The sequence below is a fragment of the Bernardetia sp. genome (assembly GCF_020630935.1).
In the GTDB taxonomy this organism is placed as follows: Bacteria; Bacteroidota; Bacteroidia; order Cytophagales; family Bernardetiaceae; genus Bernardetia.
The window spans coordinates 13,395-38,652 of record NZ_JAHDIG010000002.1; the positions used below are offsets into that span (position 1 = coordinate 13,395).

Annotated in this window: 18 protein-coding genes; 6 read left to right on the forward strand and 12 right to left on the reverse strand. The window is 33.8% G+C overall.

All coding sequences use genetic code 11. The features are described from left to right. Nucleotides 1–44: 44 nt before the first annotated feature. From QZ659_RS00780 to QZ659_RS00825, 10 genes are all read right to left on the reverse strand, one after another. Nucleotides 45–1,040 (reverse strand): hypothetical protein, encoded by a 996-nt coding sequence (locus tag QZ659_RS00780; RefSeq protein ID WP_291720410.1) that lies wholly within the window; start codon nt 1,038–1,040, stop codon nt 45–47. A 96-nt stretch (nt 1,041–1,136) separates the two neighbouring features. After that, a complete protein-coding gene (locus QZ659_RS00785) occupies nt 1,137–4,457 on the reverse strand; it encodes an ATP-binding cassette domain-containing protein (protein WP_291720412.1) in 3,321 nt (1,106 codons plus the stop codon). Between the two features lie 318 nt (nt 4,458–4,775). Beyond that, entirely contained in the window at nt 4,776–5,138 is a 363-nt protein-coding gene (locus tag QZ659_RS00790; RefSeq protein ID WP_291720416.1) for a DUF1987 domain-containing protein, read from the reverse strand. A 110-nt stretch (nt 5,139–5,248) separates the two neighbouring features. Continuing rightward, nucleotides 5,249–5,839 carry a SiaB family protein kinase gene (locus tag QZ659_RS00795; protein WP_291720419.1) on the reverse strand — a complete coding sequence of 197 codons (591 nt, stop codon included), beginning with the start codon at nt 5,837–5,839 and terminating at the stop codon, nt 5,249–5,251. A 391-nt stretch (nt 5,840–6,230) separates the two neighbouring features. Next, nucleotides 6,231–9,695 (reverse strand): PAS domain S-box protein, encoded by a 3,465-nt coding sequence (locus QZ659_RS00800; protein WP_291720422.1) that lies wholly within the window; start codon nt 9,693–9,695, stop codon nt 6,231–6,233. A 146-nt stretch (nt 9,696–9,841) separates the two neighbouring features. Beyond that, nucleotides 9,842–10,630, reverse strand: a complete 789-nt coding sequence (locus QZ659_RS00805) for a GAF domain-containing protein (protein WP_291720425.1) — start codon at nt 10,628–10,630, stop codon at nt 9,842–9,844. Nucleotides 10,631–10,711: 81 nt separating this feature from the next. Beyond that, nucleotides 10,712–11,308 (reverse strand): chemotaxis protein CheB, encoded by a 597-nt coding sequence (locus tag QZ659_RS00810; RefSeq protein WP_291720428.1) that lies wholly within the window; start codon nt 11,306–11,308, stop codon nt 10,712–10,714. 60 nt (nt 11,309–11,368) lie between these two features. Beyond that, nucleotides 11,369–12,193: a CheR family methyltransferase gene (locus QZ659_RS00815; protein ID WP_291720432.1), complete on the reverse strand. Its 825-nt coding sequence runs from the start codon at nt 12,191–12,193 to the stop codon at nt 11,369–11,371. Nucleotides 12,194–12,445: 252 nt separating this feature from the next. Further along, on the reverse strand, nt 12,446–13,558 hold the full coding sequence (locus QZ659_RS00820) for a hypothetical protein (RefSeq protein ID WP_291720435.1): 1,113 nt from the start codon (nt 13,556–13,558) through the stop codon (nt 12,446–12,448). Between the two features lie 119 nt (nt 13,559–13,677). Then, a complete protein-coding gene (locus tag QZ659_RS00825; RefSeq protein WP_291720438.1) occupies nt 13,678–14,643 on the reverse strand; it encodes a hypothetical protein in 966 nt (321 codons plus the stop codon). Nucleotides 14,644–14,923: 280 nt separating this feature from the next. Here QZ659_RS00825 and proC point away from each other — a divergent pair, with 280 nt between their 5' ends. After that, nucleotides 14,924–15,724: a pyrroline-5-carboxylate reductase gene (gene proC / locus QZ659_RS00830; RefSeq protein WP_291720441.1), complete on the forward strand. Its 801-nt coding sequence runs from the start codon at nt 14,924–14,926 to the stop codon at nt 15,722–15,724. A 124-nt stretch (nt 15,725–15,848) separates the two neighbouring features. Next, complete coding sequence (locus QZ659_RS00835; RefSeq protein WP_291720444.1) at nt 15,849–16,769, forward strand: YihY/virulence factor BrkB family protein; 921 nt, start codon at nt 15,849–15,851, stop codon at nt 16,767–16,769. A gap of 4 nt (nt 16,770–16,773) precedes the next feature. On the opposite strand, the gene QZ659_RS00840 is transcribed toward QZ659_RS00835, so the two are convergent. Then, complete coding sequence (locus QZ659_RS00840; RefSeq protein WP_291720446.1) at nt 16,774–17,352, reverse strand: hypothetical protein; 579 nt, start codon at nt 17,350–17,352, stop codon at nt 16,774–16,776. A 125-nt stretch (nt 17,353–17,477) separates the two neighbouring features. Here QZ659_RS00840 and pdxA point away from each other — a divergent pair, with 125 nt between their 5' ends. The 4 genes from pdxA to QZ659_RS00860 all read left to right on the forward strand — a co-directional run bounded on the left by pdxA (nt 17,478) and on the right by QZ659_RS00860 (nt 24,254). Further along, complete coding sequence (gene pdxA, locus QZ659_RS00845) at nt 17,478–18,665, forward strand: 4-hydroxythreonine-4-phosphate dehydrogenase PdxA (RefSeq protein ID WP_291720449.1); 1,188 nt, start codon at nt 17,478–17,480, stop codon at nt 18,663–18,665. A 188-nt stretch (nt 18,666–18,853) separates the two neighbouring features. Continuing rightward, nucleotides 18,854–20,854, forward strand: a complete 2,001-nt coding sequence (locus tag QZ659_RS00850) for a SpoIIE family protein phosphatase (RefSeq protein ID WP_291720452.1) — start codon at nt 18,854–18,856, stop codon at nt 20,852–20,854. Nucleotides 20,855–20,969: 115 nt separating this feature from the next. Further along, nucleotides 20,970–22,805 (forward strand): ABC transporter ATP-binding protein, encoded by a 1,836-nt coding sequence (locus QZ659_RS00855; protein ID WP_291720455.1) that lies wholly within the window; start codon nt 20,970–20,972, stop codon nt 22,803–22,805. A gap of 453 nt (nt 22,806–23,258) precedes the next feature. Beyond that, on the forward strand, nt 23,259–24,254 hold the full coding sequence (locus tag QZ659_RS00860; RefSeq protein WP_291720458.1) for an acyl-ACP desaturase: 996 nt from the start codon (nt 23,259–23,261) through the stop codon (nt 24,252–24,254). 59 nt (nt 24,255–24,313) lie between these two features. Here QZ659_RS00860 and QZ659_RS00865 read toward each other — a convergent pair whose 3' ends face one another. Beyond that, complete coding sequence (locus QZ659_RS00865; RefSeq protein WP_291720460.1) at nt 24,314–25,057, reverse strand: toxin-antitoxin system YwqK family antitoxin; 744 nt, start codon at nt 25,055–25,057, stop codon at nt 24,314–24,316. Nucleotides 25,058–25,258: the final 201 nt, after the last annotated feature.

The window sequence follows — 25,258 nt, forward strand, 5'->3', positions numbered from 1 at the left end:
AAGGCTGATAACGGTTTTTTTTTATTCTAATTTTTGGAGAAAAATTAGTTACTAATAATTTTATTACGGATAGATGCCACCAAACTATTGATAGATTGTACGTCGGAATCAGAAATATTTACAACTGTTTCTTTTGTGTCTTGGATGACGATTTCCCCATTTACAACTTCCATTTTGGGTTGTCCATCTTTTTCTACAATTTCAACGTTTTCATATACCTTTTGTAGCTCTTCCAAATCTGCTATAAAACCACTAAAGTTAGGTTTGTTTTTGTAAACATTTAATACTAACAGAATGCGATTCAAAACAAGTTTTTGTTCACCTATTTTTTCTTTGAGTTCGGCATTGTTACTTTCTTTATATACTAAAGAAGTAATATAGTTTGCTTCTAACCAACCTCCAGTAAGAATAAGAATACTCAAATACTCACGCTTTTGCTTGCGAAGCTCTGTATTGATTTTTTCAAAGTTTTGGGTAGTGAGTTGTAGGAGAGAGTCTAAGTCTTTATTTGATTGTGTAAGTTTTTTGATAGTGGTATAGTCGAAGAACTGACCAATATTAAGACCATCTGCCAATTTCTTAACAGAGTTGAGGTAGTTTAGTGCATCTTGATTTTTTTCATAGATATTTGCATATCCCAAATCTGTACTATAAACTCCTAAATTGAGTGCTTTTTTATAGTTATTCGTATAGTTATCTACTAAATCTGGGTTACTCAGATTGTCTTTGTGATAATCTGTACCCAAGTCCTTAATCAAAATAGAAACTTCTAAAGGAGAAGGAATAGACTGAATAATGTCATTCATAACACCAGGAGCTAAAATATCTTCCTCTGCTGCTGCATCGGTAGTTCCTGCATTGGCTTCTGTCGTTCCTGTGTTTTCTTCTTTTGGCTTATCTTCGCCTCCACAAGAAGTGAGTGAAAAGAGACCAAATGTTAGAATAAAGGCTATAAGTTGTAGTTTTTTCATAGAAAGCATTTTTTTCTCATATAAAGATTTGAGAGAGAGAACAGGGATAGAATAAAATGAATATTTCATATAAAAAAGTATTGGCGTATTGAAAATAATTTTAATGAACTCAAGTTTGATAAACTAAATTAGTAAATCTATTAGAAAAGTCAAGTATAAGCCTCGTTATTTTTTACTCTTCTTAAAACTAATACTTCCTAGCATGTCAATTAATTTTTTGAGCCATTCGAAGTAGAGTGTGATGAGCAAAAGTATTGTCATTGCCCACATTACACAGACATTGAACCACATTGTATCGAAGTAATTGCCTAGAAAATGTTTTTCTGGAGCAAAGAAATGTGTACGATAATCCAAAGGATTTGAGATATTATTCGGATTACGAACAGCAAAGATAGGGTCGGTTTGTTGCACCAAAAATCCATCCCCCTCTACATATCTATCCTTTATCATTTCATTTTTTACTTGTGATTCTAAATACTCATTGGTGTATTTATTTTTTAGTTCTACTACAGATAGTTTGTTTGAAGGGTCTTGTTCCATAGCATTGATAATACTATCTTTTCGCTCGCCTGCCATAACAAACTTAGGTGTCATCACTTTTGAGCGTATCATTTCCAAAACTGCCTTTAGCTTATCTGCCATTGCTCTATCAAACTCTATGATTTGAAGTGTTTTTTCCAAATCGGTAGTTAATAGCTTTTGTTCTTCAGAAGAGAGTTCTAAATCTTCAGCTTGTAGTTTTAAGCGTTCCAGTATTTCATTTACTTTTTCGCTTTGCCACTCGTGCTTTAAAAGAGCAATATCACTTTGTAATAACACCATAACCGAATCTGCATTTTCATTTTGTGCACTTTCAGCATAGTTGGCAGCACGGTCTAAAATTTCCTGCATCTTAGGAATCCAAAAGTTCGCTTTGTGTTGATACTGACTGATTTCAAATTCTACATCAAAAATCTCTCTTTCGAACGGATTGTCTTTAAATTGCTCTACTGCTAAGGCTTCATACGCCCAACGAGATGCCATAAAATCAGCAATAAGTGGAATACGTCCCTTTTCTACAATAGCGTTGTTGAGTTGGTCAAATCTAAAAATTGCACCACTCAAAATCATTTGAGGAATCAAGAGAAGTGGAATTAAGATATAAACTGTAACAGCTGAGTTGAAAGAAGCCGAAATATTTAAACCCAAAGCATTGGCAAAACAAGAAATACTAAACAGTACGAGCCAATATTGCCAATACATACCTTGAATTTCAAGAATTGTATTTCCAATGATGGCAAAAGTAAAGGTTTGAATCGCCGAGAGTGTAAATAAAATAAGAATCTTAGAAGTTAGGTAACTTATTCTACTCAAATTAAGGAAGGATTCTCGCCTTTGAATTTTTCTATCCCGAATAATTTCCTCTGCACTGACAGTCAGTCCCATAAAGAGGGCTACAATAATAGCAATAAGCATATAGGCAGGGACATTGTCATTATATCTGAAAATATATTCAGAAGTATCTTTAGCATTTTTGAAACGCACAATAACAGATAATAGAAGTGCAAGCAAAGGAGCTTCCAACAAATTTATCATCATGTATTGCGTATTGCTTATTTTAGAGAGAAAATCTCTCGTCGTAAAAATAGCAGCTTGTTTTATCTTTGATGGAATACTAAGCGAATTCGGTGGTGGCTCATTGACCGTATCTACTGGAGTGATAGAGTGAGTTTGTTTGTAAAGGTCATTCCATTCTGGTGGAGCAATTTTTCGTACTCCTGTATATTCTCCATATTCATTTACTACTCGTGCTTCAATAATATTGAAGAGAAGCTCTGGCGTAACCGTACCACATGTTTGGCACTGTCCGTTATCACTTCCGACTTGATTTGTAGCACGCTTAAAGTATGCAATCGCCTCAACAGGATTGCCGTAATAGATAGGATAACCACCAGTATCTAACAAAATCATCTTATCAAACATCTTATAAATGTCTGATGATGGTTGGTGAATAACCACAAAAATAAGTTTACCTTTTAAAGAGAGTTCTTTCAGAAGGTCAATTACATTTTCTGAATCTCTTGAGGACAGTCCAGAAGTAGGTTCATCTACAAACATGACAGCAGGCTCACGAATAAGCTCTAAAGCAATATTCAAACGCTTACGCTGTCCTCCACTAATCATTTTATTCAGAACACTACCAACAGTAATATCTTTTATTCTATCTAATCCCAAACTTGCCAATACCTCCATCACACGAGTATCTAACTCTTCTTCACTAAGGTCTTTAAAACAAAGTTTAGCATTATAATACAAGTTTTGATAGACACTAAGCTCTTCTATAAGTAAGTCGTCTTGAGAAACATAACCAATTACGCCCTCTACTTTGTCAGATTCTGTGTGAATATTGAATCCATTGATTCTGACTTCTCCTTTATACGGCGTTTCTAAACCAGCCAAAACATTGAGAAGTGTCGTTTTTCCTGCGCCACTTGCTCCCATTATACTAAGAAGTTTGCCTGGACCTTCAGCAATATTTACATTTCGAAGTCCGATAGTTCCATCTGGAAAACGAAAATCTATATTGATGGCGTTAAAAGAGATAGGGTTTTGCTTTGCCGAATCATTGAAGCGAGTAACAAGATCACTATAATAAAGAGGCGCACCTTTTGGTGTTTTGAAAACACTACCATTAGAGAAAAGAACAATCGTATCTTTCTTTACAAGCTGACCATTTAGGAAAATCTCATCCTTACCATTATATTTTGTGAAATATAAATCAACACTTTCAAGGCGAATAAATACAATTTCACCATCTAAAAGACCAGAATCAATGAATTTTTTTCTACTTTCTACAGGAGGAGCTTCCTCATCGAAGACTAAGAAGTTTGGAGAATCAAACATCTGTTGAGAGTCTGTGGAAATAACAAAGTTTTCCATCAGCTCATATTCCTTTTTTGGAATTTTAAAAATTTCAGAAGCTGTCTTGATAATTTCTAATCTGTGGCTACTAAAGTTTCTATCCACAGCCAACATCTCCAAAATCTTGAAGGTAACAATTACTTTTTGTTTTTGAGCAAGCGTTTTGTTAATATCTCTACAAACTCTTAGCGTACGCATACTATCCTTGAGCTTGATATTACCTCCTCCTTCTGCTGCTTTTTTTGCTTTTCTCTTCGCTTTTCGTATAGCTCTAGCTTTGTCTTTCTCTTGTTGTTCTATTTCTTCTGGCGTTTTGCCTTCTGTAATGATTACTATATCTTCTGGATTTATTTCTTCCTTTTCTGCTGTGGCTTCTTCTCCTTTTTTATCTTTATTTTTTTCGCCATCTACTCCAAACTCTGCATATTGGTCATACAGTGCTACATACTCATTTAGCCTTTTTCTATCCAATTCTTGTTCGAAGAATCGGATGACAAAGTTACGTTCGGCTTCTGATACACCACCGTCTTGTTTTGAGACAACTGCAAATAATTGGGTTAGGGCTTTTAGTATTTCCTCACTCATATTCTATTTTTTATCTTTCTTTTGGTAGTACTAAATTATAATTTTTCTAGTCAGAAAACAGATTTACTCAAAAGGCATAAAAGGGCAAACTTCGAATAGAGAAGACTCTTAGCGAAATTACCCTATAAAAGTTAATTGACAAGAGACAACTAAAAATAGTTGATAATCAAAACTATAAGTCAAATGACAGGTAAACAAGCCAAAAACGTATAGTTGATTGAGATATAACATTGATTTTAAACGAGAGCCTATTTGCTTTGAGATTGTCGTTTAAATATTAAAGTCTGTATAACTCTAATTTTGCAATGATTTAGACTATTAATAGGTCTTGAAATCAAATGGAATATCTACAAGGTCAGAAAACTCTTCACCAGCTTCTTCCATATCCTCGTCGTCTTCGTGGAAATACCAAATCACAGATGCGCCTTCAATTTCCTCTAGCTTAGAGAGAATATCTAAGATAAGTTTTGAAGATGCTGTGTTGAAGTATTCCAGCTTAAACATAAAGTTAGTATCTGGATTTACTTGATTTTCGTACTCATCTAGCCAATCTAAGATAGGCTGATAAAACTCGGCTGCATCTTCTGGAAGAGAACGTCCTGATATTTCAAATACTTGACGGTCTTTGTCTAAGATTACTTTTGGAGTGTCTTCTGTTGGTTCTAAGTTGATTACGTCCATATTATTTATAGAGTATATTTAGATTAAAATGCTAAATTGAATTGTAAGTTTAATATATGTGCTTGTATAAGCTTTATTTTTTATTTTTGAGCGATTCGTTCAATAAAGAATTAATCGTCGCTGCTTTTACCTTTTGATTCTAAGTTTCTATCAATAGTCATGCGAAGAGAGAAGAAAGATAATTCGTCATTGATTTTCTCAAAGTCAAAGCGAATTTGATTCCCTGACTTACGAGCCATATCTATGAAACCAAGACCAGCACCACCTTTTTCAGATAGTCCTTCCTTACCAACACCTTTCTTACTTTTAATTATTCGCTTGTATTCTTCTTTAAGACCAGCAGCATCTAACTTGTTTATTTCTGTCAAGCGATGTTCTAAATCTCCTACTTCGTTTGTAAAGAGTGGATTACCTGACAATACAAAATAATAATCATCAGTCTTAGCAAGAGAAAAAATAGCGTTATTTTTTCCGTATATCTCTTCTTGATAACTCTGTGAATGCTTAAAAATATTTTGGAGTAATTCTACCATGACATTAAACACTTTTGTTTTGACTTTACGCTGTTCTCCAAAAGAGTCCATATTACGTTCTGCCATAGCCAAAACTGCCTTAGTTATCTCTTGGCTAAACTCACCTTCATATACTAAAAGCAAGTTTTGTTTGAGCATAACTTTATGTAAGTCATAAATATATTTCATAATGAGTGGCTTAAATATCTTGAGAGTATCTGTAAAATATTTTTAGTATTCGTATTAAAAATTAGATAGCCCAGCTAAAAATAAACTAAAATATTTGCATTGATAAACCTTCTAATAAGTCAGTTTAACAAAAGTACATAGAAAATAATGTTCTAAGCAAAGGTTTTATCCAAATAAAAAGGGGCTTTAGCGAAAACACACTTAAATTAAAAGTAAGTTGTATTATTTCTCGTTTTAACTAAGAACTTTATAGAAATTAGTTTTCTACCTTTTTATTTTTAAACTTGCCTTTAAGTTAGGATAAATTCTTAGAAGAACAAAGGAAGATACAAAATAACTTTCAAAATTATCTCCATTTTTTTGAAAAAACGAAATCTTTAAGACAAACACATTAAAACTTTATACCAATCATTAATATATCATCAATCTGTTTGCTTGTTCCCATCCATTCGTTAAAGGAATTTTCAAAGGTATTACACATTTCTTCCATATTTTGAGTTCTGTTTTCCATCAAAATTTCTCTTATTTGTCTTGCAGAGAATTTTCTGTCCTCTTCTCCACCAAATTGGTCTGGTAAGCCATCAGAGAAGATATAAATAGAATCTCCTTTCGAAATTTTTTGACTATGATTTGTAAAGTCATCACTTTGACTATAAATAGCCCCTCCACCAATCGGTTTTCTATCGCCTTTAACTTGTATTAAGTCTCCTTCTTTTGGTACAATATATAGAGGGCGATGCGCTCCAGCAAACTCTAGTTTATTCTGTTTTTGATTGATACGACAAAGCGCAATGTCCATACCGTCTTTTGTATTTCCTTCTGTATCTTGTCGTAGTGTTTGGGCAACACCTCGGTTGAGTTTGTCCAATATTTGTGCTGGTGAGAGAACTTCTTGGCTAGAGCTTAAAATCTCATTTAAAATAAAATATCCAATAAGAGAAATTAAAGCCCCCGGAACGCCGTGTCCTGTACAGTCCACAGCTGCAACATAAACATCGTCTCCTTTCTGTACATACCAAGGAAAATCTCCACTTACAATATCTCTAGGTTTGTATAGAATGAAAGAATCTGGGAAAATACTTTGCAAATGACGACTTTCTGGCAAAATTGCTCCTTGAATACGCCTTGCATAGTTGATACTTTCAGAAATTTTACGATTGGTTTCTCTGACTTCAAACTCAGTTCTTTTTCTTTCTGTAATATCATGAGAAACTACCAAAATAGATTCTAAATAGCCTTGGTCGTTGTATTCTGGAATAGCTGTGGTTTGCATCACACGTTCACCAGCCACAGAGTCAATTTCTAGTTCTCTTAATACTTTATTTCCTGTACGATTAACTTTAGCAGTAATTTCCTCAATTTTGTTAATGATTGGAGTAGGTAACTCTGAGCCTTTCATCATTTTGTTATTCAAAATTGAAGGTTCTAATCCTGTCAAATTTTTAATAGTTGGATTGACATAAAAAATCTTTCCTTCTGGGTTCAGACGCATAATAAGGTCGGGAGAGTTTTCAGAAAGAGCCTGCATTTGTCCACGCATACGAGCTTCTTGTTCTGCACGCCTGCGTTCTGTAATATCTCTAGAGTTGATTACAATTCCTCTAATAGCAGGGTCTGACAGACGATTTGTACCTGTTGCTTCCAACCAAACAGGGTCGCCATTTTTCTTACGATATTCATATTGAATAGTAATATTTTCGTCTGGATGTTCTAAAAGATTTTCAAAAAGCTGTCGGAAAGTGTCTTTACTTCCTTGTTGAACATTTTCTACATCATTTGTTCCTATAAGTTCAGATTGTTCGTATCCCAAAATAGATTCAATAGACGGACTTATATAACGCACTTTTCCATTTTTTTCATAAATCGTAATTACCTCAGAAGCATTTTCTAAGAGAACCTGCATACGTTTTTGCGTTCGGTTTACCTCCAAAATTTGCTCTTCTAGTCTTGCATTAGATTTACGCAATTCTTCTTGTGTAGATTCCATCTCTTCTGCATTTTGGCGCAAAACTTCTTGTTGTAGTTGAAGTTCTTCACTCATTTGTTGAGATTCTTGTAAGAGAGAAACTGTACGGTTATTTACTTTTATATTGAAGATTGTTCTTGCTATGATAATGCTAATCTCACGAAGGAAATTAATTTCAGTATCTGAAAACCTTGTCAGTCCTGCAAATTCCATTACTCCATATACTTTTTCATCTGTAATGAGAGGTACGATAAGTAGTGCCTTTGGTTTTTGTTCTCCCAAAAGTCCAGAACTAATAGTCATATAATTATCTGGAATTTCTGTACGAAGAATAATGTCTTGTTCGATAGCAGCCTGCCCTACCAATCCTTCAGCAAAACGAAATGATTTTTTTAAGTATTTCCTTTTGTGGTAAGCATACGTCGCACGTATTTCAATGGTTTTTTCTTGGGTAATCTCGTCTTCCTCAACAACATAAAAACTACCTTGAACAGCATTTATTTTTTCGGTAATAAAAGCAATTATTTTTTCAGAGAGAAGTTCAATAGTCTGATATTCACGCAAAATTTGTCCTACTTCTGCTACACCAGAAACAATCCAGTTTCTTTGTTTGTCTTTGCTATCTGCATCTTGAATGCTATCTCGCATCGTAATAAGAGCATTACCAAAAGTATCATTTTTTCCCATAGGGCGAAAAGAAGCCTTATAGTTTCCTTTTCCTATTTGGTGGGCAAAATCAGCCGTTCTTTTGAGAGCTTGCACCAAATTATTGACAGCTTCTGTCATTTGTCCAATCTCGTCCTTAGTTCCTTTTTTAATTTCTCTTGGCAACTCTCCTTTGGCTACAATCCCCAAAACTACTTGTAGGCGTTCAATAGGACGAGTTAGAATAGTAGAAAAGCCAAACGCAAGACCACCAGCAACAATAATAATAATGGCTCCTGTTAGGATAAAGGCAAGAACAAGCCCATTCAAATCACTTTCGACGGCACTCCTATTTATTTGTGTTACCATTCCCCAATCTACAATTTCTATATAATTCCAAGCAGCAAGCGTTTTCTCTCCTTTATAATCTATTGAAGAACCGTAACCAGTTGTTTTTTCTTTTAATACTCTTTCTAAACCCTCTGCTTTTCCATCTCCTATAATTTTGGGGGTATTGGGATTCTGCTCCTTCAATTTATTTAAAAAGGTAAGTGTAGTTCCACTTTTTTGTCTTCCCAAAACAATTTCACCTGTTTCTCCTAATCCTGTTCTATCAGCCACTACATCATATACTACTTGCATATCTAGTTCTACAATGATATAGCCTATAATCAAATAATTTTGCTCTGGGTCATAAATGGGTGCAATAGCTTCCATTCTTGGAGCATCGGAAAGTTCTTTTGCTATTCGTGGTTCATTGAAATAAATACCATCACCTGCATGGGTGAGAAGAACTTGATAACGGTCATAAATTCTACCAAAGACAAGGTAATCTGCTGTTGGATTTGTTTTGTATATAACTCTTCCATCCTTGTTTATCAACACTAAGTTTGGATAATTATATGTTTTTTGAAAGGGAAGTAAAGACTTATCTAGTTGATTTCTAAGTTGATTTTGTAGTGTGTCAGTATAACTTTTTTCATTAATTGTATTGACACGACGAAGAGATTGTAATACAGAAGAATACTCTTGAAGCAGGTTAACATGTGAACTAATTTGAGAAAAAACACCTTGAATTTCTTTACTCTTTAGTGTATTGATTACCTTCAAGTTTTGCCAATAACGTAACTCAATAGCCTCTTTTCCACGGTAGTAGGAAACCCAACTAAGCACTAATGCAGCACCAAGCACTACTGTTAAAAGTAATAGCGTGATTTTATTACGAATGCTGAACCGATTGAGCATAGAGCTAAATTAGAGTTTTAAATTTATTTTTAAAAATAATTAAGTAAATCGACAATTAAAAATTAAAAATCACGAATACGCCAATGTGTTGGATTTTTGATAGGATATAATAGACTAACAATATATTTGAATTTCCTAAGCAAAAATTATAAATGTTTGGCTACCAAATCGGCTACTTTATCTACATATTCCTTTTCTGAATCGCTAAACTCTTTGAAGGAAGCCAATTCGATAACTCCTTTCACTGGATTTTCTTTTATTTCTTTCTCTGTATTGTCTTGCTGGATAGGTACAGCCAAAAGAACAGAAGGTTGGCTCTCTCCCAAACCAGAAAGAATGTTGAGATAACCTTCTGGAATGTTTTTTATATATGTTTTTTGTCCTATTTTGGCTACTTGTCCTGCTATTCCTTCACCAAATTCATAAAATAGTTTCTGACTATCAGGAAGTGCAAAAGCATACGCAGCTACCAATTCTATTCTCCTTATGTCCGTATCCGTTTGAGCAATATAGAAAGCTCCCGAAACTGCTTCTAATTGGCTACATACGTGCCTAAGAATATCATTTGATAACTGATTTTTATTTGAGTTTTTTAATAATTTGGATAATTCTTCTCTTTGTTTGTTCCAGTCCAATACTTTTATTTGTGTATCATCATCATTTGTTTCTTCACTGACATATCTATCTACATAAATAATGTCTCCTTGTGCTTGTTTGCGCTGCCACTGCACATAAAAAGCAACCATCAGAATAAGCCCTAAAAGTAATTCAGAAAGAATAAAGCCCATCCAATAATTTCTATTATCATCTAACAGACTAGCATCTTGGAGTGTCTTATTTAATTGAAGCAAAAGAAAGCCAGATACAAAAATACCAATGGAATATACTCCAATGGTGATTATAAACCAAGTGCTATTTTGAAAGAATTTTTTCATATTTTCTTAACAAATTAAACTCATTTCTTATTTAATTGGGTTTGTACTAGCAAATACTGGCAGTAATACTGAGTTTTGATACTACTGATAAATTTTGTTGAGCTTTAATAGAAACTCTATAATTTCATCTACTTTCAATTCATAATCAATATCTACTATATTTTTCGCTGCCATTGGCATTGCATTTATCATACTCTCTTCAATATCTTGAATTATGGTCAGACCCTTTCTATATTTTATTTTTTGCATTCCTACTGCTCCATCTTTGTTTGCTCCAGAGAGTAAAATACCTATCAACTTATCACGATATACATACGCTGCCGATTCGAAGGTAATATCTATTGCAGGACGAGAATTATTTATTAGTTCTTCTGTATTTAAAGAGATAGAATTTCCAAGTTCTACTGCCATGTGATAATTGGCAGGGGCTAAATATACAATTCCTTTTTTGATGCTTTCTTTATCTGTTGGCTCAATAATTTCTTTCTGACTTTTTATAGAAAGTGCTTCTACAAACCCATGGCGTACGTGTTTGAGCCTATGTAAACACAGAAAAATAGGCAATGGAAACTCACGAGGAATAGAGGAAAGAATCTGAACCATAGGTTGAAAACTTCCAGCCGAACCTCCAATAACAACTGCCTTGTATTTGCTTATAAGATGTGTTTCTTTTACCATTTAGCTCAAAAATTAGCTACTAATAGTTTGAAAAAATAGGATAGTTTAAAATAATTAGTTTTAATCTTTAATTTTTTTGTAAATTTTTTCTTCATTATTTACTACAATAAACTTGTGTGCAATATCACACCAAATTAAAGATTCCTTCGAACCAATAACTAAGTAACCATATTTAAACAAACTCTCGTGGAGACGGTGCAATACTTGATTTTGTAATGTTTGATTGAAATAAATCATTACATTTCTACACAAGACTAAGTCAAATTTTGAAAATACACTTCCCTGTACTAAATCGTGTTTGCGATAGGAAACATTTTCTAAAAGAGCTTTATTGATAACAGCCTCTGAGCCTACTTCTGTATAATATTTTTCTAACGAAAATTTGCCTTGGTAGCGTAAATAATTTTTACGATTTACCTCCATGTGTTTGAGGGGATAGCGTCCTTCTTTTGCTTTTGCAATAATAGAACGGTCAATATCTGTGGCTACAATTTTGGCTTTGTCTAAAATTCCCATTTCATCTAAAACGATAGACATAGAAACAATTTCTTCTCCTGAAGAACAGCCAGCGTGCCAAATACTGATTTTGTTGTGGTTGAGCATAATATTAGGAATGATATGCTCTTTCAAAACACGCCAAAATGTAGGGTCTCTGAACATTTCTGTAACATTTACAGTCAATTCGGATACAAACTCTTCAAAAAAACCTTCTTTTGTATTCAGAATATGGATAAGTTCATCTACAGTTTGTAGCTTATACAAATCTAACATACGCTTAATGCGTCTTCTAAACGAAGACATAGCATAATCTTTAAAGTTATAATCAAACTTATCTTTGATGAAAGTAGTCAGTTTACGTAGTTCAGCTATTTCTATTTCGCCCATATTTAAAAACTAAGGGGTTTGAGAGTTATTTTCTATTTCTTCAAAAAACTCAGATACAACAAAAGTTTATTCTGAATTTTAAAGTTTATGTAGGCAAAGTACATCCTTCTTTTAAACTTTACAAGTCTAAGTTAGCATTTTTTATCAATTATTTAAAGTTATTTTAGACAGAGTAAAACCCAACAAAGATTTTTAATAGTCTTTATTGGGTTGAATTTGTTTAGTGATAAGTAGTTTAGAAAGTTGTTTTTTTTATTTCTTCCCATTCTGTTTAGACTGCTCAAAAGCTACTTCACGAAGTGCAGCGAGTGATTTTGCGCCCGACGCTCCATCTATTGCCTTGATAGCCAATTCTTTTGCCTCTTTGAGTGCGCTAGTCAGTTGTGCGTTGAGCGACTTAATTTGAGCATCTTGGTGTGCAATTTTTCCAGAAAGAGCTGTAATTTGGCGTTCTGCAATGCGTTTTTTGCCTTCGTTTTCTTTTGCTAACAAATCAGATTTAGATTTATTTTCTCTCTGAATGACAGCTTTGGTCTTCTCATAAACACGTTTTGTTTCGTTGTCTAGTTTCTTAGGAAGTTCCTCTGCTTTTTGTGTTGCTTCTTCATAGCTTTGCTCTTTTTCAGATAGAAGTTTTTCACGCAATGCCCACTCTTTTTCTTGCTCTTCTTTAAGCGTAGCAAGTTCTTCTGCACGAACTTTGGCAAGCTGTGCTGCCTCGTCTTTTATTTGCTGACGCTCCAAATTGCGCTGATAATGATAGGCTTCGTTTTCTCTGTCTAGGCTGGTTTGCCACTCTTTTTTACGTTCAGAAAGTGTTGAATTATGCAAGTCTTCGGCTTCTTCATAAGCCTTTTTAGCTTCCTCTTCGGCTTCTAATTGCTCTTTTTCAGTTTGAGTAATTATTTTCTCAAAAGATTCTGATTTCTCAATATATTCTCTAATAATGTCAGAAAGCGTGCTTTCTTCGGCTTCTTCAATCTGATGAAGCTCTAAAAGTTGGCTTTCAATCTCGTTGCTCTCTTCCTGCAAAACAGCCAAGTTTGCAGCTTCTTTTGTCAGATTATCTGAAAGCCCACTAATGGCAATACCAACATTACCTTTGATGTTTTCAAATGCTGTAACTACGCTTTCTACCGACTGATAACCTCCCCCATTGAAAGAAACTGCTGGAGTTGTTTTTATAGGTTGTGCTTTGGTTTGCACCACTTTTTGCACAGTAAGTCCTTTTTCTAAATTGCTTTGCAGTGTTCGGTTCTCGGTTTTAAGTTTTGTAATTTCTGCTTGGAGCGATTTATTTTCTCTTTCAAGAGACCTATATGCATCGATAATCTCTTTTTTTGTGTTTTTCATTGAAATTGCCATAATACTAATATTTTTTGAAGATTTTGAAAGTGTTTTGAAATAAAAAATTTGATAGAGTAGATGACTACGGATTTTGGGCAGATTTTTTATTTATTCAAAAGGTTTTGGAATGAACAGATTTATTTAGAAGAAGTAGGGTTATCAAAAGCTCTCAATGAAAGCGACTGAACCTGTTCTAATGCGTGATTGAGCTGGCTTGTCAAGTTATCGATTTCTAATTTGCCAGTTTCCACGTTGAGTTTTAAATCTTCTATTTGTTCAGCAAAGATTTGTGCGTTGGCAGTTTCTTCTCTTTCCATAAGGTCAGCAACTATTTTTCCTTCTTTAGTAGCTTCATTAGCTGCTTTTTCTCTTGCTTTTTTGACTTCATTTTTGAGTTTTTCATCAAATTCTGCAATCAAAGTAAGATTTTTTTGGTGCTTTTCGTCTTTTTCAGACAATACTTCCTCACGACCATTCCAAGCCTTTTCTTTTTCAGCTTTTTGCTCAGCAAGTTTGCGTACAGTTTGTTTTTTCTGTGCTTCAAAAGCATCAGTGGCAAGTTGTGTGTTACGCTGCTGGTCGTACTCAAAACGTTCTTCTTCTTGCTGACGAGTTTTCTGTGTGCGTTCTTCCGATTCTTTTACTTCTTTCTCAAAAAGATTATTTTCCTTTTTCCAAAAAGCCTCATCTTCTTTGCGAGAGTTTGCCATCAGTTCCATTCTCTTTTGGTGGGCTTCTGTCAGTTCTGCTAGTTTAGATTCGTGTTCTTGTTTGAGCAAATACAGCGCATCAGCAGCAAGTTTTACTTGGTGTAAGTTTTGAAGCCTTTTTTTCTCAATTTCGATAGCATCCTCAATCTGTGAGCGTTTTTCAGATTCGTCTTGTAGTTTTTTAGACCATTGTGTAAGTGTATCAGCAAAAGTAAGTTGGAGCGAGCCAAGACCTTTTACAATGCTGTCTGGAGTGTAGGTACGAGCTGTCTGCAAAAGAGTAATTTCCTTTGCCTTTGCTACAGATTCTTCCTTCGTTATCACTTCGTGACGTTGGTGATAATAGTTTTTTAGGAGAGAAGAAAAGTCGTTTTTAATTTGATTCTTGTCCATAATAAATAAATAGGTAAATTTGGTTTGAAAATTTAATTACGAGTTGTTCAATTACGAATTATGAATTGGTAAATTAGCAGAGCTAATGAAATCACAGAATAAATAGGTCATTTATCACTTACCATTTACCACTTATAATTCTTTCAAAGAGTCGTTTTTCTCTTTGTTTATATTACAAATTTAGAGTAGCAGACCGTAATCTATTTGAGGACTAAAAAAAAGATTGAAATTTATTTATTTTTTTGTAAAATACTATTTGTCATTCGAATACTTCAATAAAATGAAAATACTGATTGTAGGTGCAGGAAATATGGGAACAACGTATGCAGAGAGTTTCCTTTTATCGCATTCCATTACCAAAGACGATTTACTTATTTTGGAAAAAACCACAGAAAAAGCTGATTTGCTTAGAAAAAAAGGGTATCAGTATGTTATTTCGTCTCCAGATGAGAGAGTGTCAAAAGTAAAGCTCATCATCTTGGCAGTCAAACCACAGGATACGTCTCTACTTTTTGAGAACTTGAAAAATTATATTCTGCCTACTCAAACAATTCTTTCTATTATGGCAGGTGTAAAAATAGAAACCTTGAAAAAGGCTTTGGGAACAACAAAAGTTGTTCGTGCAATGCCCAACTTACCCTCACAAATTGGAATGGGAATGACAGGCTTTACAGCAGACGAATCTGTTACAAGAGAAGAGCTATTTTTTGTGCAAAACCTATTGAATACTACTGGAAAATCTCTTTATTTTTCAGAAGAAGAAAAAATTGATGCCGTTACAGCAATTTCTGGAAGCGGTCCTGCCTATGTTTATTATTTTATGGAAGCTATGATAAAAAAGGCGCAAGAAATGGGTTTTTCTCATTCGGAAGCAGAGCTATTGGTTACACAGACATTTATGGGTGCTGTACATTTGGAAAACAGAAGCAACTATTCGTGTGAAGAATGGATAAAGAGAGTTTCCTCTAGGGGAGGAACAACTGAAGCTGCTTTAAAAGTTTTTTCAGAGGAAAGTTTAGGCGAAAAAATAGGAAATGGACTTACAGCAGCACAAAAAAGAGCAAAAGAGTTAGGAGAATAAATTAATTATCAAGAGAATAACAAAATTAGTTTTTGTAGGTTGTAGTTATATCAGAGCAAAGTCATTATTTAATATGCTTTTTGCTTTATATTTTTTAGACTTCATTTTTTAATCTTTACATTATATGGCTCGCAAATTTAGATTCAAAGATTTAGGCAAACTGCTTAAAGAAACTTATACAGAATGGAATGCTTTAGACCCTTTTCGTGAAAGTGCTGTGATTGCTTATTACACTATTTTTTCTTTACCTGGACTTTTGATTATGGTAATAAAGTCAGCAGGAGCATTATTTGGAGAAGAGGCTGTCAGAGGAGAAGTTACTGGACAAATTTCTGGAATGATAGGACAAGACGCAGCCGAAGCCGTACAAGAAATGATAAAAAATGCACTGAGTACAGAAGATTCTACCTTTGCTTTGATTGTAGGTATTGGCTCACTGATTTTTGGTGCTACTGGAGTTTTTGTGCAGCTTCAAAAGTCATTTAATCATATTTGGGAAGTAGAACCTGATGCTTCAAATGGAATTATGAAATTAGTTACTGATAGAGCAACTTCTTTTGGAATGATTGTTATCATAGCTTTCTTATTACTAATCTCCCTCGTTGTTTCTGCTCTCATATCTACACTTTCTGATTGGATGATGAGATTTTTGCCTGATTTTATGGTGTATGGCATGACAGCGATTGAAATTTTAATTTCTTTACTCATCATAGGTGTTTTGTTTGGTTTTATGTTCAAAACACTTCCAGACAGAGAAATTCCTTGGAAAACTGTTGGAATTGGAGGAGTTGTAACAGCTATTTTATTTACGATAGGTAAAGAAGGATTGAGTCTTTATTTTGGAATGGCAGAACCTGCCTCTACGTATGGTGTTGCTGGGTCGATAGTTTTGATTTTGCTTTGGGTTTCTTATGCTTGCTTAATTTTGTTTTTTGGAGCAGAATTTACAAAAGTCTATGCTCGTTTTTATGGACACAGGACAAAAGTTTCTAAGCATGCAAAGAGTACTGAAAAATTAGAAAGCGTACGTCCTACTTCTTTGTAGTTCTCTATTTGTTTGCTTCATTATAATCTCTTATAAAATCCATTACTAGATAACCTTTAAAAACACTAACTTTCTTTAGTAATTCTAACCCCATTTTATCTTTTCTTTTTTTTAAGGCTCTTCTGAGATTGTTTTTACTCAACAATTCCATATCTCCATTTGTACCAAATGAAAATAAGTAAGGAGTGGAAGAGGTAGAAGAAAAACCTGTTTGTGGGTCTCGCTTTGTTACAATGCTATATCCTTTTTCAGTATAGTTGCCATAAACAACAATTTTACCGAAAGATGTAATCTTGCGAGGATAGTTCTTTTCATCTACTCTATATACATCTCCATTATTATTTTTATATCCCCAAATATTTCCTTTTCTTATTTTTATATCTGTTTTTTTTCCTCTCTCATTTTCGAAACTAACAGTAAACCTCCCCAAAAAATGATATACACTTGAATACCGACCGTAGTTTGTCAAGTTATTGTTCAAATAATCTTTATAAGTTTTATATACCCCTGCTTGCGAAAAAGCAACGTTAGAAATTAGAAGTAAAACTGAAGTTAGGATAAAGACTCTTTTAGTAACCCACATAATTTTATAAGATTGAGTTTTTTGTGTAAAAATACAAAATTAAGGAATATTAAATAAAACTGAAATAGTAAAATAGTTTTGTAATTTTGTAATTCAAATATTTGTCCCACTAGTCATTCATTACCTTGGAAAACGAAAACAAAACCTCCTTTTATCCTTTTGAATCAAATAACGGAGAAGACAAATTAGATAATTTATCAGCAAAGAAAAAAGAACGACCAAAGCGTTTTCGTCCGAAAATAGGAATTTCTATGGGCGATTTTAACGGAATTGGAATCGAAGTAATCTTGAAAACACTTACTGATACAAGAGTTTTAGACCTTTGTATTCCTGTAATTTTTGGCGCAGCACGAGTTTTTTCTCACTATAAAAAATTATTAAATATAGACTTTGCCTTCCAACAACATTTCATAGATGATGAAAATTTAGCTACTTCTATTCATAGACACAAAGTAAATATCATCAACTGTTCTTCTGCAAAAGTAGAAGTGGAGGCTGGAAAAATTACAAAAGAGGCAGGTGCTTGTGCATTGGCAGCCTTAGAGGGAGCAACAAAAGCAATGCAAGAGGGATGGATAGATGCACTAGTTACTGCCCCCATAAATAAAGATAATATTCAGTCAGAAGAGTTTAATTTTCCTGGACACACAGAATATTTGACAGAAAAATTTAGTAAAGAAGAATTCAAAGATAGCTTGATGTTTTTGGTCTATGAAGGTTTGCGTGTGGGTGTAGTTACAGGACATATTCCTTTAAAAGATGTTCCAACAGCTATCACAGCCAAAAAGATAGAAAGTAAACTCAACTTGATGTTATATTCTCTAAAACAAGATTTTGGTATTGAAAAACCCAAAGTAGCTCTTTTAGGATTGAATCCACATGCAGGAGAAAATGGTCTTTTAGGTAGTGAAGAAAAAGAGATTATTGAGCCTGTTATTGAAAAATTCAGACAAAAAGGACATTTAGTGTATGGAGCTTTTCCTTCTGATGGTTTTTTTGGGGCAAGGGAATACAAAAAATTTGATGGAATTTTGGCTATGTATCACGACCAAGGGCTTATTCCATTCAAAACACTGGCATTTCATGATGGAATAAATTTTACAGCAGGTTTGCCTATTGTCAGAACTTCTCCAGACCACGGAACGGCCTATGGCATTGCAGGAAAGAATAAGGCTGATGAAAGTTCGTTTCGCAATGCTCTGTTTTTAGCCATTGATACTGTTAAAAATAGGATAGATTTTGAAATTACAAGTCAAGAAAGAATAGAACACAAACAAAGACGAAAAGAAGAGCGAAGAAGAAACAGAGGTTAATTTTTTGTATATTTACACGTTTCTATTAGTATGAGAAACACTATTTTTCTGAATTGCCATCCTATTTTACACGACTAAAGCTAACTAAGAATTTTTATTTTATGTTAGACAAATACATTTTCAAATTTTATTGTAACTATCTAGTTTTATTCTTAACATTCACTTGCTATTTTTTTTGTGTATCTACTGTGTACGCTCAACTAGATAGCACTTACTCTGAAGGAGTAGAAGTAGAAAAGGATAGAAAAATAAAACAAAAAGAGAAAGAAGCAGAGCAGCTCATTTTGCAAGCCAAAAGTGCAAAGTCCATTAAAAAAGTAGAGTTGTTAGTAGAAATATCAAATTTTTATAGAAGACAATTAAGAGATTCAGAAAAAGCATTAGAATATGCAACATTAGCAGTAAAAGAAGCCACCGAAATCAGAGATAGTTTTTGGATAGCCAAAACATCTATACACGCTGGAGTAATACATAGAAATCAAGGAGAATCTGATTTTGCACTTACTTTGTTACTTAGAGGTGTAAGCATAGCTGAAGAATTAGGAAACGATTCGCTCCAAACAGATGCTATTCATAAAGTAGCTGTTACCTATCTTCTTATGAGAGATTACGAACAGTCATATAAATATTCTATAAAAGAAGAAAAATTATGGCGAGAAATGGGTTCTGAATACGGATTTGCAAGTGCATTAAACTTGAAAGGAATCAGTCTTATCTATTTGAAACGTTTTGATGAAGCTATCGAACCTATAGAGCAAGGCTTAGTCATTGCAGAGAAATTAGAAGATGAAGATTTGATGTATAAATTATACTTTAATTTGGCAGATGCTTATCTCAAAAAAGAAGATTTAGGAAAAGCGACTTCATACATTTCTAAAAGTTCAGAGATAACAACAAGAATCAATGATAATTATGGCAATCTTGTCAATATGATAAAATTAGGGGAGATTTATGCAGCAAAAGGCGACCTCTCTAAAGCCATAAATACAGTGGAAGAAGGCGTAGATTTAGCCCAAAAATTTCGTTATGCTGCTTTGGTTCGGAACGGACATGAGGCATTACGTGATATTTACTTTAGAGCAGGAGATTATAAAAAAGCCTTTGAGAATCAAGCTATTGCTACAATTATGAATGATAGCCTTTCAAATATCAGTCGTAAACACCAAGTAGCAAATATGCAAACGTACTATGAGTCAGAACGAAAAGCAAAAGAAAACCAACTACTAAGAGAAGAAAGTAAAAATAAAAGTCTTACAATTTATCTAGTTTCAGCAATTACGATAATAGCTCTTTTGTTAGTAGCTTTGTTTGTGTACAGCGCACAAATAAAAAAGAAAACTATTATAAGATTGCGTTCTCAAAATGATGAAATTCGCTCTGTATATGAGAAAATGTCTAAACAGACTGCTATCATAGAAAGTAATAATGTAACACTCAAACAAAGTATTAATTATGCTAGACTTATACAAAATGCAGTACAGGTAAATACAACGTCTATTTTTGATGAATTAAATGATTATTTTGTCATTGACCGTCCTAGAGATATTGTAAGTGGAGACGGATATTGGTTTGAGGAGCGAGAAGGAGAGTTTTATGTAGCTTTAGCTGATTGTACAGGACACGGAATTCCGGGGGCATTTATGAGTATTCTTTGTAATTCTCTTTTACAAGATATTTTTGCTTCACAGGCTGGAGTACGTTCTCCTGCTCAAATGCTCCTTGAGCTTCATAACCGTTTGCTCAACCACTTACACAAGCAGGCAACAAACATACAAGATGGAATGGATATAGCTATTTGTCGTATCAATACAAAAGAAAAAGCAATTACTTATGCAGGAGCAAAACAGCCTATGTTGTATGTAGATAAAGATGGAGAATTCAATCGCTTCAAAGCAGGGGCATTGCCTATCGGTGGACACGAATTAAAAATCAAACGTAAATACGAAGACATAACTATTTATTATCAAGTGGGAGATACTATTTATCTTGCTTCTGATGGCTATCAAGACCAGTTTGGAGGAAAAAATGATAAAAAATTTATGACAAAACGCCTATATACAATGCTTAGTCAAATTCACAAAATGCCACTACAAAAGCAAAAAATTCATATAGAGAATCAGTTGGAAAAATGGCAGGCAAATAATAGCCAAACTGATGATATTATGATGATTGGAATAAGATTATTATAGAATTACGACCTGTTAAAGCAGTGAAGCTAATATTCCCTTTAAGAGATAGTTTTAACTTAGCAATAAAATACAACAAAAACACAGTTTCGTCTTGATAACTGATAACTGATAACTGATGAATGTAATTTGGCGATTAATGGGCTTTATGCGCCCTTTCAGAAATTTTGTACCTTTATACATACTGGTATCTGTTTTAGCTATTATTTTTGGAGCAATCAACTTTACACTTTTAGTACCACTTCTCAACATATTGTTTCCAGACGAAACGCCTACAAAAATTGTAGGAGAAGCTCCTAATTTTGCTTGGACTTTTGGTTATTTTAAAGCTCTTTTCAATTATCACGTCTCAAAAACTGTTGTAGAAGAGGGAAAGATGGAAGCATTATATTTTGTCTGTAAAGTGCTTGTTATAACCGTTTTCTTATCTAATATTTTTCGTTATTTAGCTCTATTTATCGTTAATAACATTCGTTTTAAAGCGACAGCACGTCTTCAAAAAGCTCTTTTTGAAAACGTTCTTTCATTGAATGTGGGCTATTTTTCACAAGAAAGAAAAGGCGATTTGATGTCTCGTTTTTCAAACGATGCTAGAGAAGTAGAAAGTTCTGTTTACAATGAGTTTAAAAGCCTTTTGCGTGCGCCTCTTACGTTTATTGTCTATTTCATTTTACTTGTGTATTGGTCGTGGAAACTAACACTTTTTTCTTTTGTGTTTTTACCGATTTCAGGAGGAATTATCGCACTTATTTCAAGAAAACTTCGTAAGAGTAGTAATGTATCACAGACAACTCTAGGTGATATTTTGTCGATGTTAGATGAGCTTCTTTCTGGAGCAAAAATAGTAAGTGCTTTCAATGCCCAAAAATTTATTCTTTCAAGGTTTGACAAGCTCAATGAACGTTATCGCCATGCCAAAACTTCTTACGATAATAAAAGAGACATATCAGCACCACTATCAGAGTTTTTGGGTGTTATTACCATTGCTGTTATTTTGCTTTATGGTGGAAATATGGTAATTGATGGCGAAATATCAGCAGAAATTTTTATTGCCTATATTGCTGTATTTTCTCAAATTATTCCTCCAATAAAAGAAGGTTCTACACTCATAACAAATATGCAACGTGGAATTATATCTGGAAGAAGAGTTTTGGAGGTATTAGATACAAAAACAGCAATAAGCGATTTGCCAAATGCCAAGAAATTAGAAAATTTTTCTGATAAAATAGAAATCAAAGACCTTAGTTTTTCATACAGAAATGAAGAAGATACAGAAAGAAAGGTATTGAATAACGTAAATCTAACTATAAACAAAGGCGAAATAGTGGCATTGGTTGGAATGTCGGGAGGAGGGAAATCTACCTTAGCTGATTTAGTGGCTCGTTTCTACGACCCACAAGAAGGAGATATTTTGTTAGATAATGTTTCCCTAAAACAGTGGACATTAGAGTCGTTACGTTCTCAAATGGGAATTGTTACGCAAGAGGCCATTCTTTTCAATGATACTATTTTTAATAATATTGCCTTCGGAATAGAAACTGCTACTGAGGAAGATGTAGAAAAAGCTGCCAAAATTGCCAATGCACACGAATTTATCATTAAAACAGATGAAGGTTATCAGACTAATATAGGCGACCGAGGAAGCAAACTCTCTGGAGGACAACGTCAACGCATCAGTATTGCAAGAGCCGTTTTGAAAAACCCAGCTATTCTAATTTTAGATGAAGCTACTTCGGCACTAGATTCTGAATCGGAACAGCTAGTGCAGGAAGCTCTTTACAAGCTAATGGAAGGAAGAACAACACTCGTTATTGCTCACCGTTTGAGTACAATTCAACACGCAGATAAAATTATAGTTATCAATGAAGGCAAAGTAGTAGAAACAGGGACACACCAAAGCCTAATAGAGCAACAAGGAGCATATTCAAAACTTGTTGAAATGCAGACAATGTAAGTAAATGAATAATCTAAAATTAGCTTTGTTGAACGAACGTTTGATAATGGGTAGTTAAGTAGTACAATTTAGTTTATAAAAACTATTGTCAAGGTCTGTTTTTTTCTTCGCAAAGACCATTGACAAAGTTAAAATTCAACTTTTTATAAAATTGCACTAGCTTTTGAAAATAACAAAATTATACCAGCTAACTACTTAATTATCCATTGTCCATTTACCTATGTGTTTATGTGGTTCAAAAATTAGTCGTATTTTATCTTCATATAAATTATTATGACAAAAATCATTGTCTGAATACCAAGATTTGTATTTCTTTAGGCTATTAAATTTGTATCTTGCAAATCAAAATAAACACCACACAAATACACACAATCAAATAAATAACTTATCAATTTTATATTTGTAAGAAAAAAATACAGATACTATAATAAATTGATGTTAAAAAAATAGTCTATGAATAATGTACTCACCCTTTCGCCTTCTCGTTTGGAAGTGATGCGCCACTTAGAAAGCTATGTGGACAAAATGACAACTAAATTTTTACGCCCAATTGAAAGTAATTGGCAGCCTTCAGACCTTTTACCAGATGCTTCTAAATTTGAATTTTTTGATAAAATAAAAGAGCTTCAAGAGCGAGCAAGAGAACTCTCTTACGATTTTTGGATTGTTTTGATAGGCGATATGATAACAGAAGAAGCGCTTCCAACGTATGAGTCGTGGCTGATGGATGTAGAAGGCGTACACCAAGGCGAAAAAGAAAACCCTTGGACAAAATGGGTAAGAGGCTGGACAGCAGAAGAAAATCGTCATGGCGACGTACTCAACAAGTATCTCTATCTTTCTGGCAAGGTAAATATGAAGCAAGTAGAAATTTCTACACAACACCTAATTGCCGATGGATTTGATATAGGAACAGCCACTGACCCTTATCGTAATTTTGTCTATACTTCTTTTCAAGAATTAGCTACTAACATTTCACATAAAAGAGTAGCGCAGCTTGCAGGCTCACATGATAATACTGAATTGGAAAAGATGTGTAATTTGGTAGCTGCCGACGAAGCTCGCCATGCGTATGCGTACATGGCTTTTGTAGAAAAAATTATGGAAGTAGATACTAATGAAATGCTACTCGCTTTTGAGGATATGATGCGTAAAAAAATAGTAATGCCAGCCCATTTTCTTAAAGAAATAGGTGGAAAAGCTGGTGAAACTTTCAAACATTTTTCTGATTGCGCCCAACGACTAGGAGTTTATACAGCAGAAGATTATGTAGATATTATGGAAATGCTGATTAAAAAATGGAATCTTGCCAACCTTACAGACCTCAACGAAAAAGGAGAAAAAGCTAGAGACTATATTATGAAACTACCAGCAAGACTTATGCGAGTAGCAGAACGAATGAAACCTGAAACAAGTGTAGGATACAAATTTAAGTGGATAGACGAATAAGCTATAAATAATAAATGGTAAATCGTAACTTTTTAGTTTCTGATTTACCATTTTTTGTTTTAGCTCTCTTCAAACTCTAAATCTTTGATGGGAAGTTTGCTGTTCTTTATTTTTTTGCGTTTGCCTTTTTTGTAGTAAAACCAATCGCCCACAACTTTTCCATTTTCATATTTTCCTTCATATTGAGGTTTTCCTTTTTCATCGTAGTGAATCCAATAACCACTTTTTTTACCCTCTGTATAGATTCCTCGGCTCATCACGATACCACTTTCATCATAATATGTCCAAGAACCTTGTTTTTTTCCGTTTTTATATGTTCCAGATTGTATCATACTCCCATCCGAAAAATATTCTTCTACTAAGCCATCCAACTGCCCTTTTACATAAAAAACTCTTCTAGCAAGCGTTCCATCTTCATAAAAAGATAACCAAAGACCTTCATAAGCTCCATCTCTATATACTCCTTTTCGTTTTATTTGTCCGTTGGGATAGTAAAAAAAAGCTGAATCTTGTAACATCCCATTTACCCACATTTCTTTTCTCTCTAATTTTCCTTCTGGAGTGTAATATTTAGAAATACCATTGAGTTTGTTGTATTGATATTTTTCAAAAGCCATAGTCGTTCCATTAGGATAATATAAAAACCAATAGCCTTCTTTGTTGTCTTTTACTTTTTTTCCCTCTGCTTTCAACGCTCCGTTAGTATAAAATTCTTGTTGCTTCGACTGTGCCAACCCATCTGATAATGAATTAAGGTATAGGAAGAGAGTTAGAAAGACGATAGGATAATGCCAATTTTTCATGTATTTTTCTGTTGGACTAAACGTTATTAAGTTAATTTAGGTACTATTTTTCCATAGCATTGGATGTGCAAACCCAACGTTATGAAGAAATAGACACGATTTGATTTTTTATGAATCATTGATAATCAGACCTGTAAAAACCTTGACAACCTTTAATAATTGTAAAAAAGATATGATTAAGAACTACCAATTACCATGCTA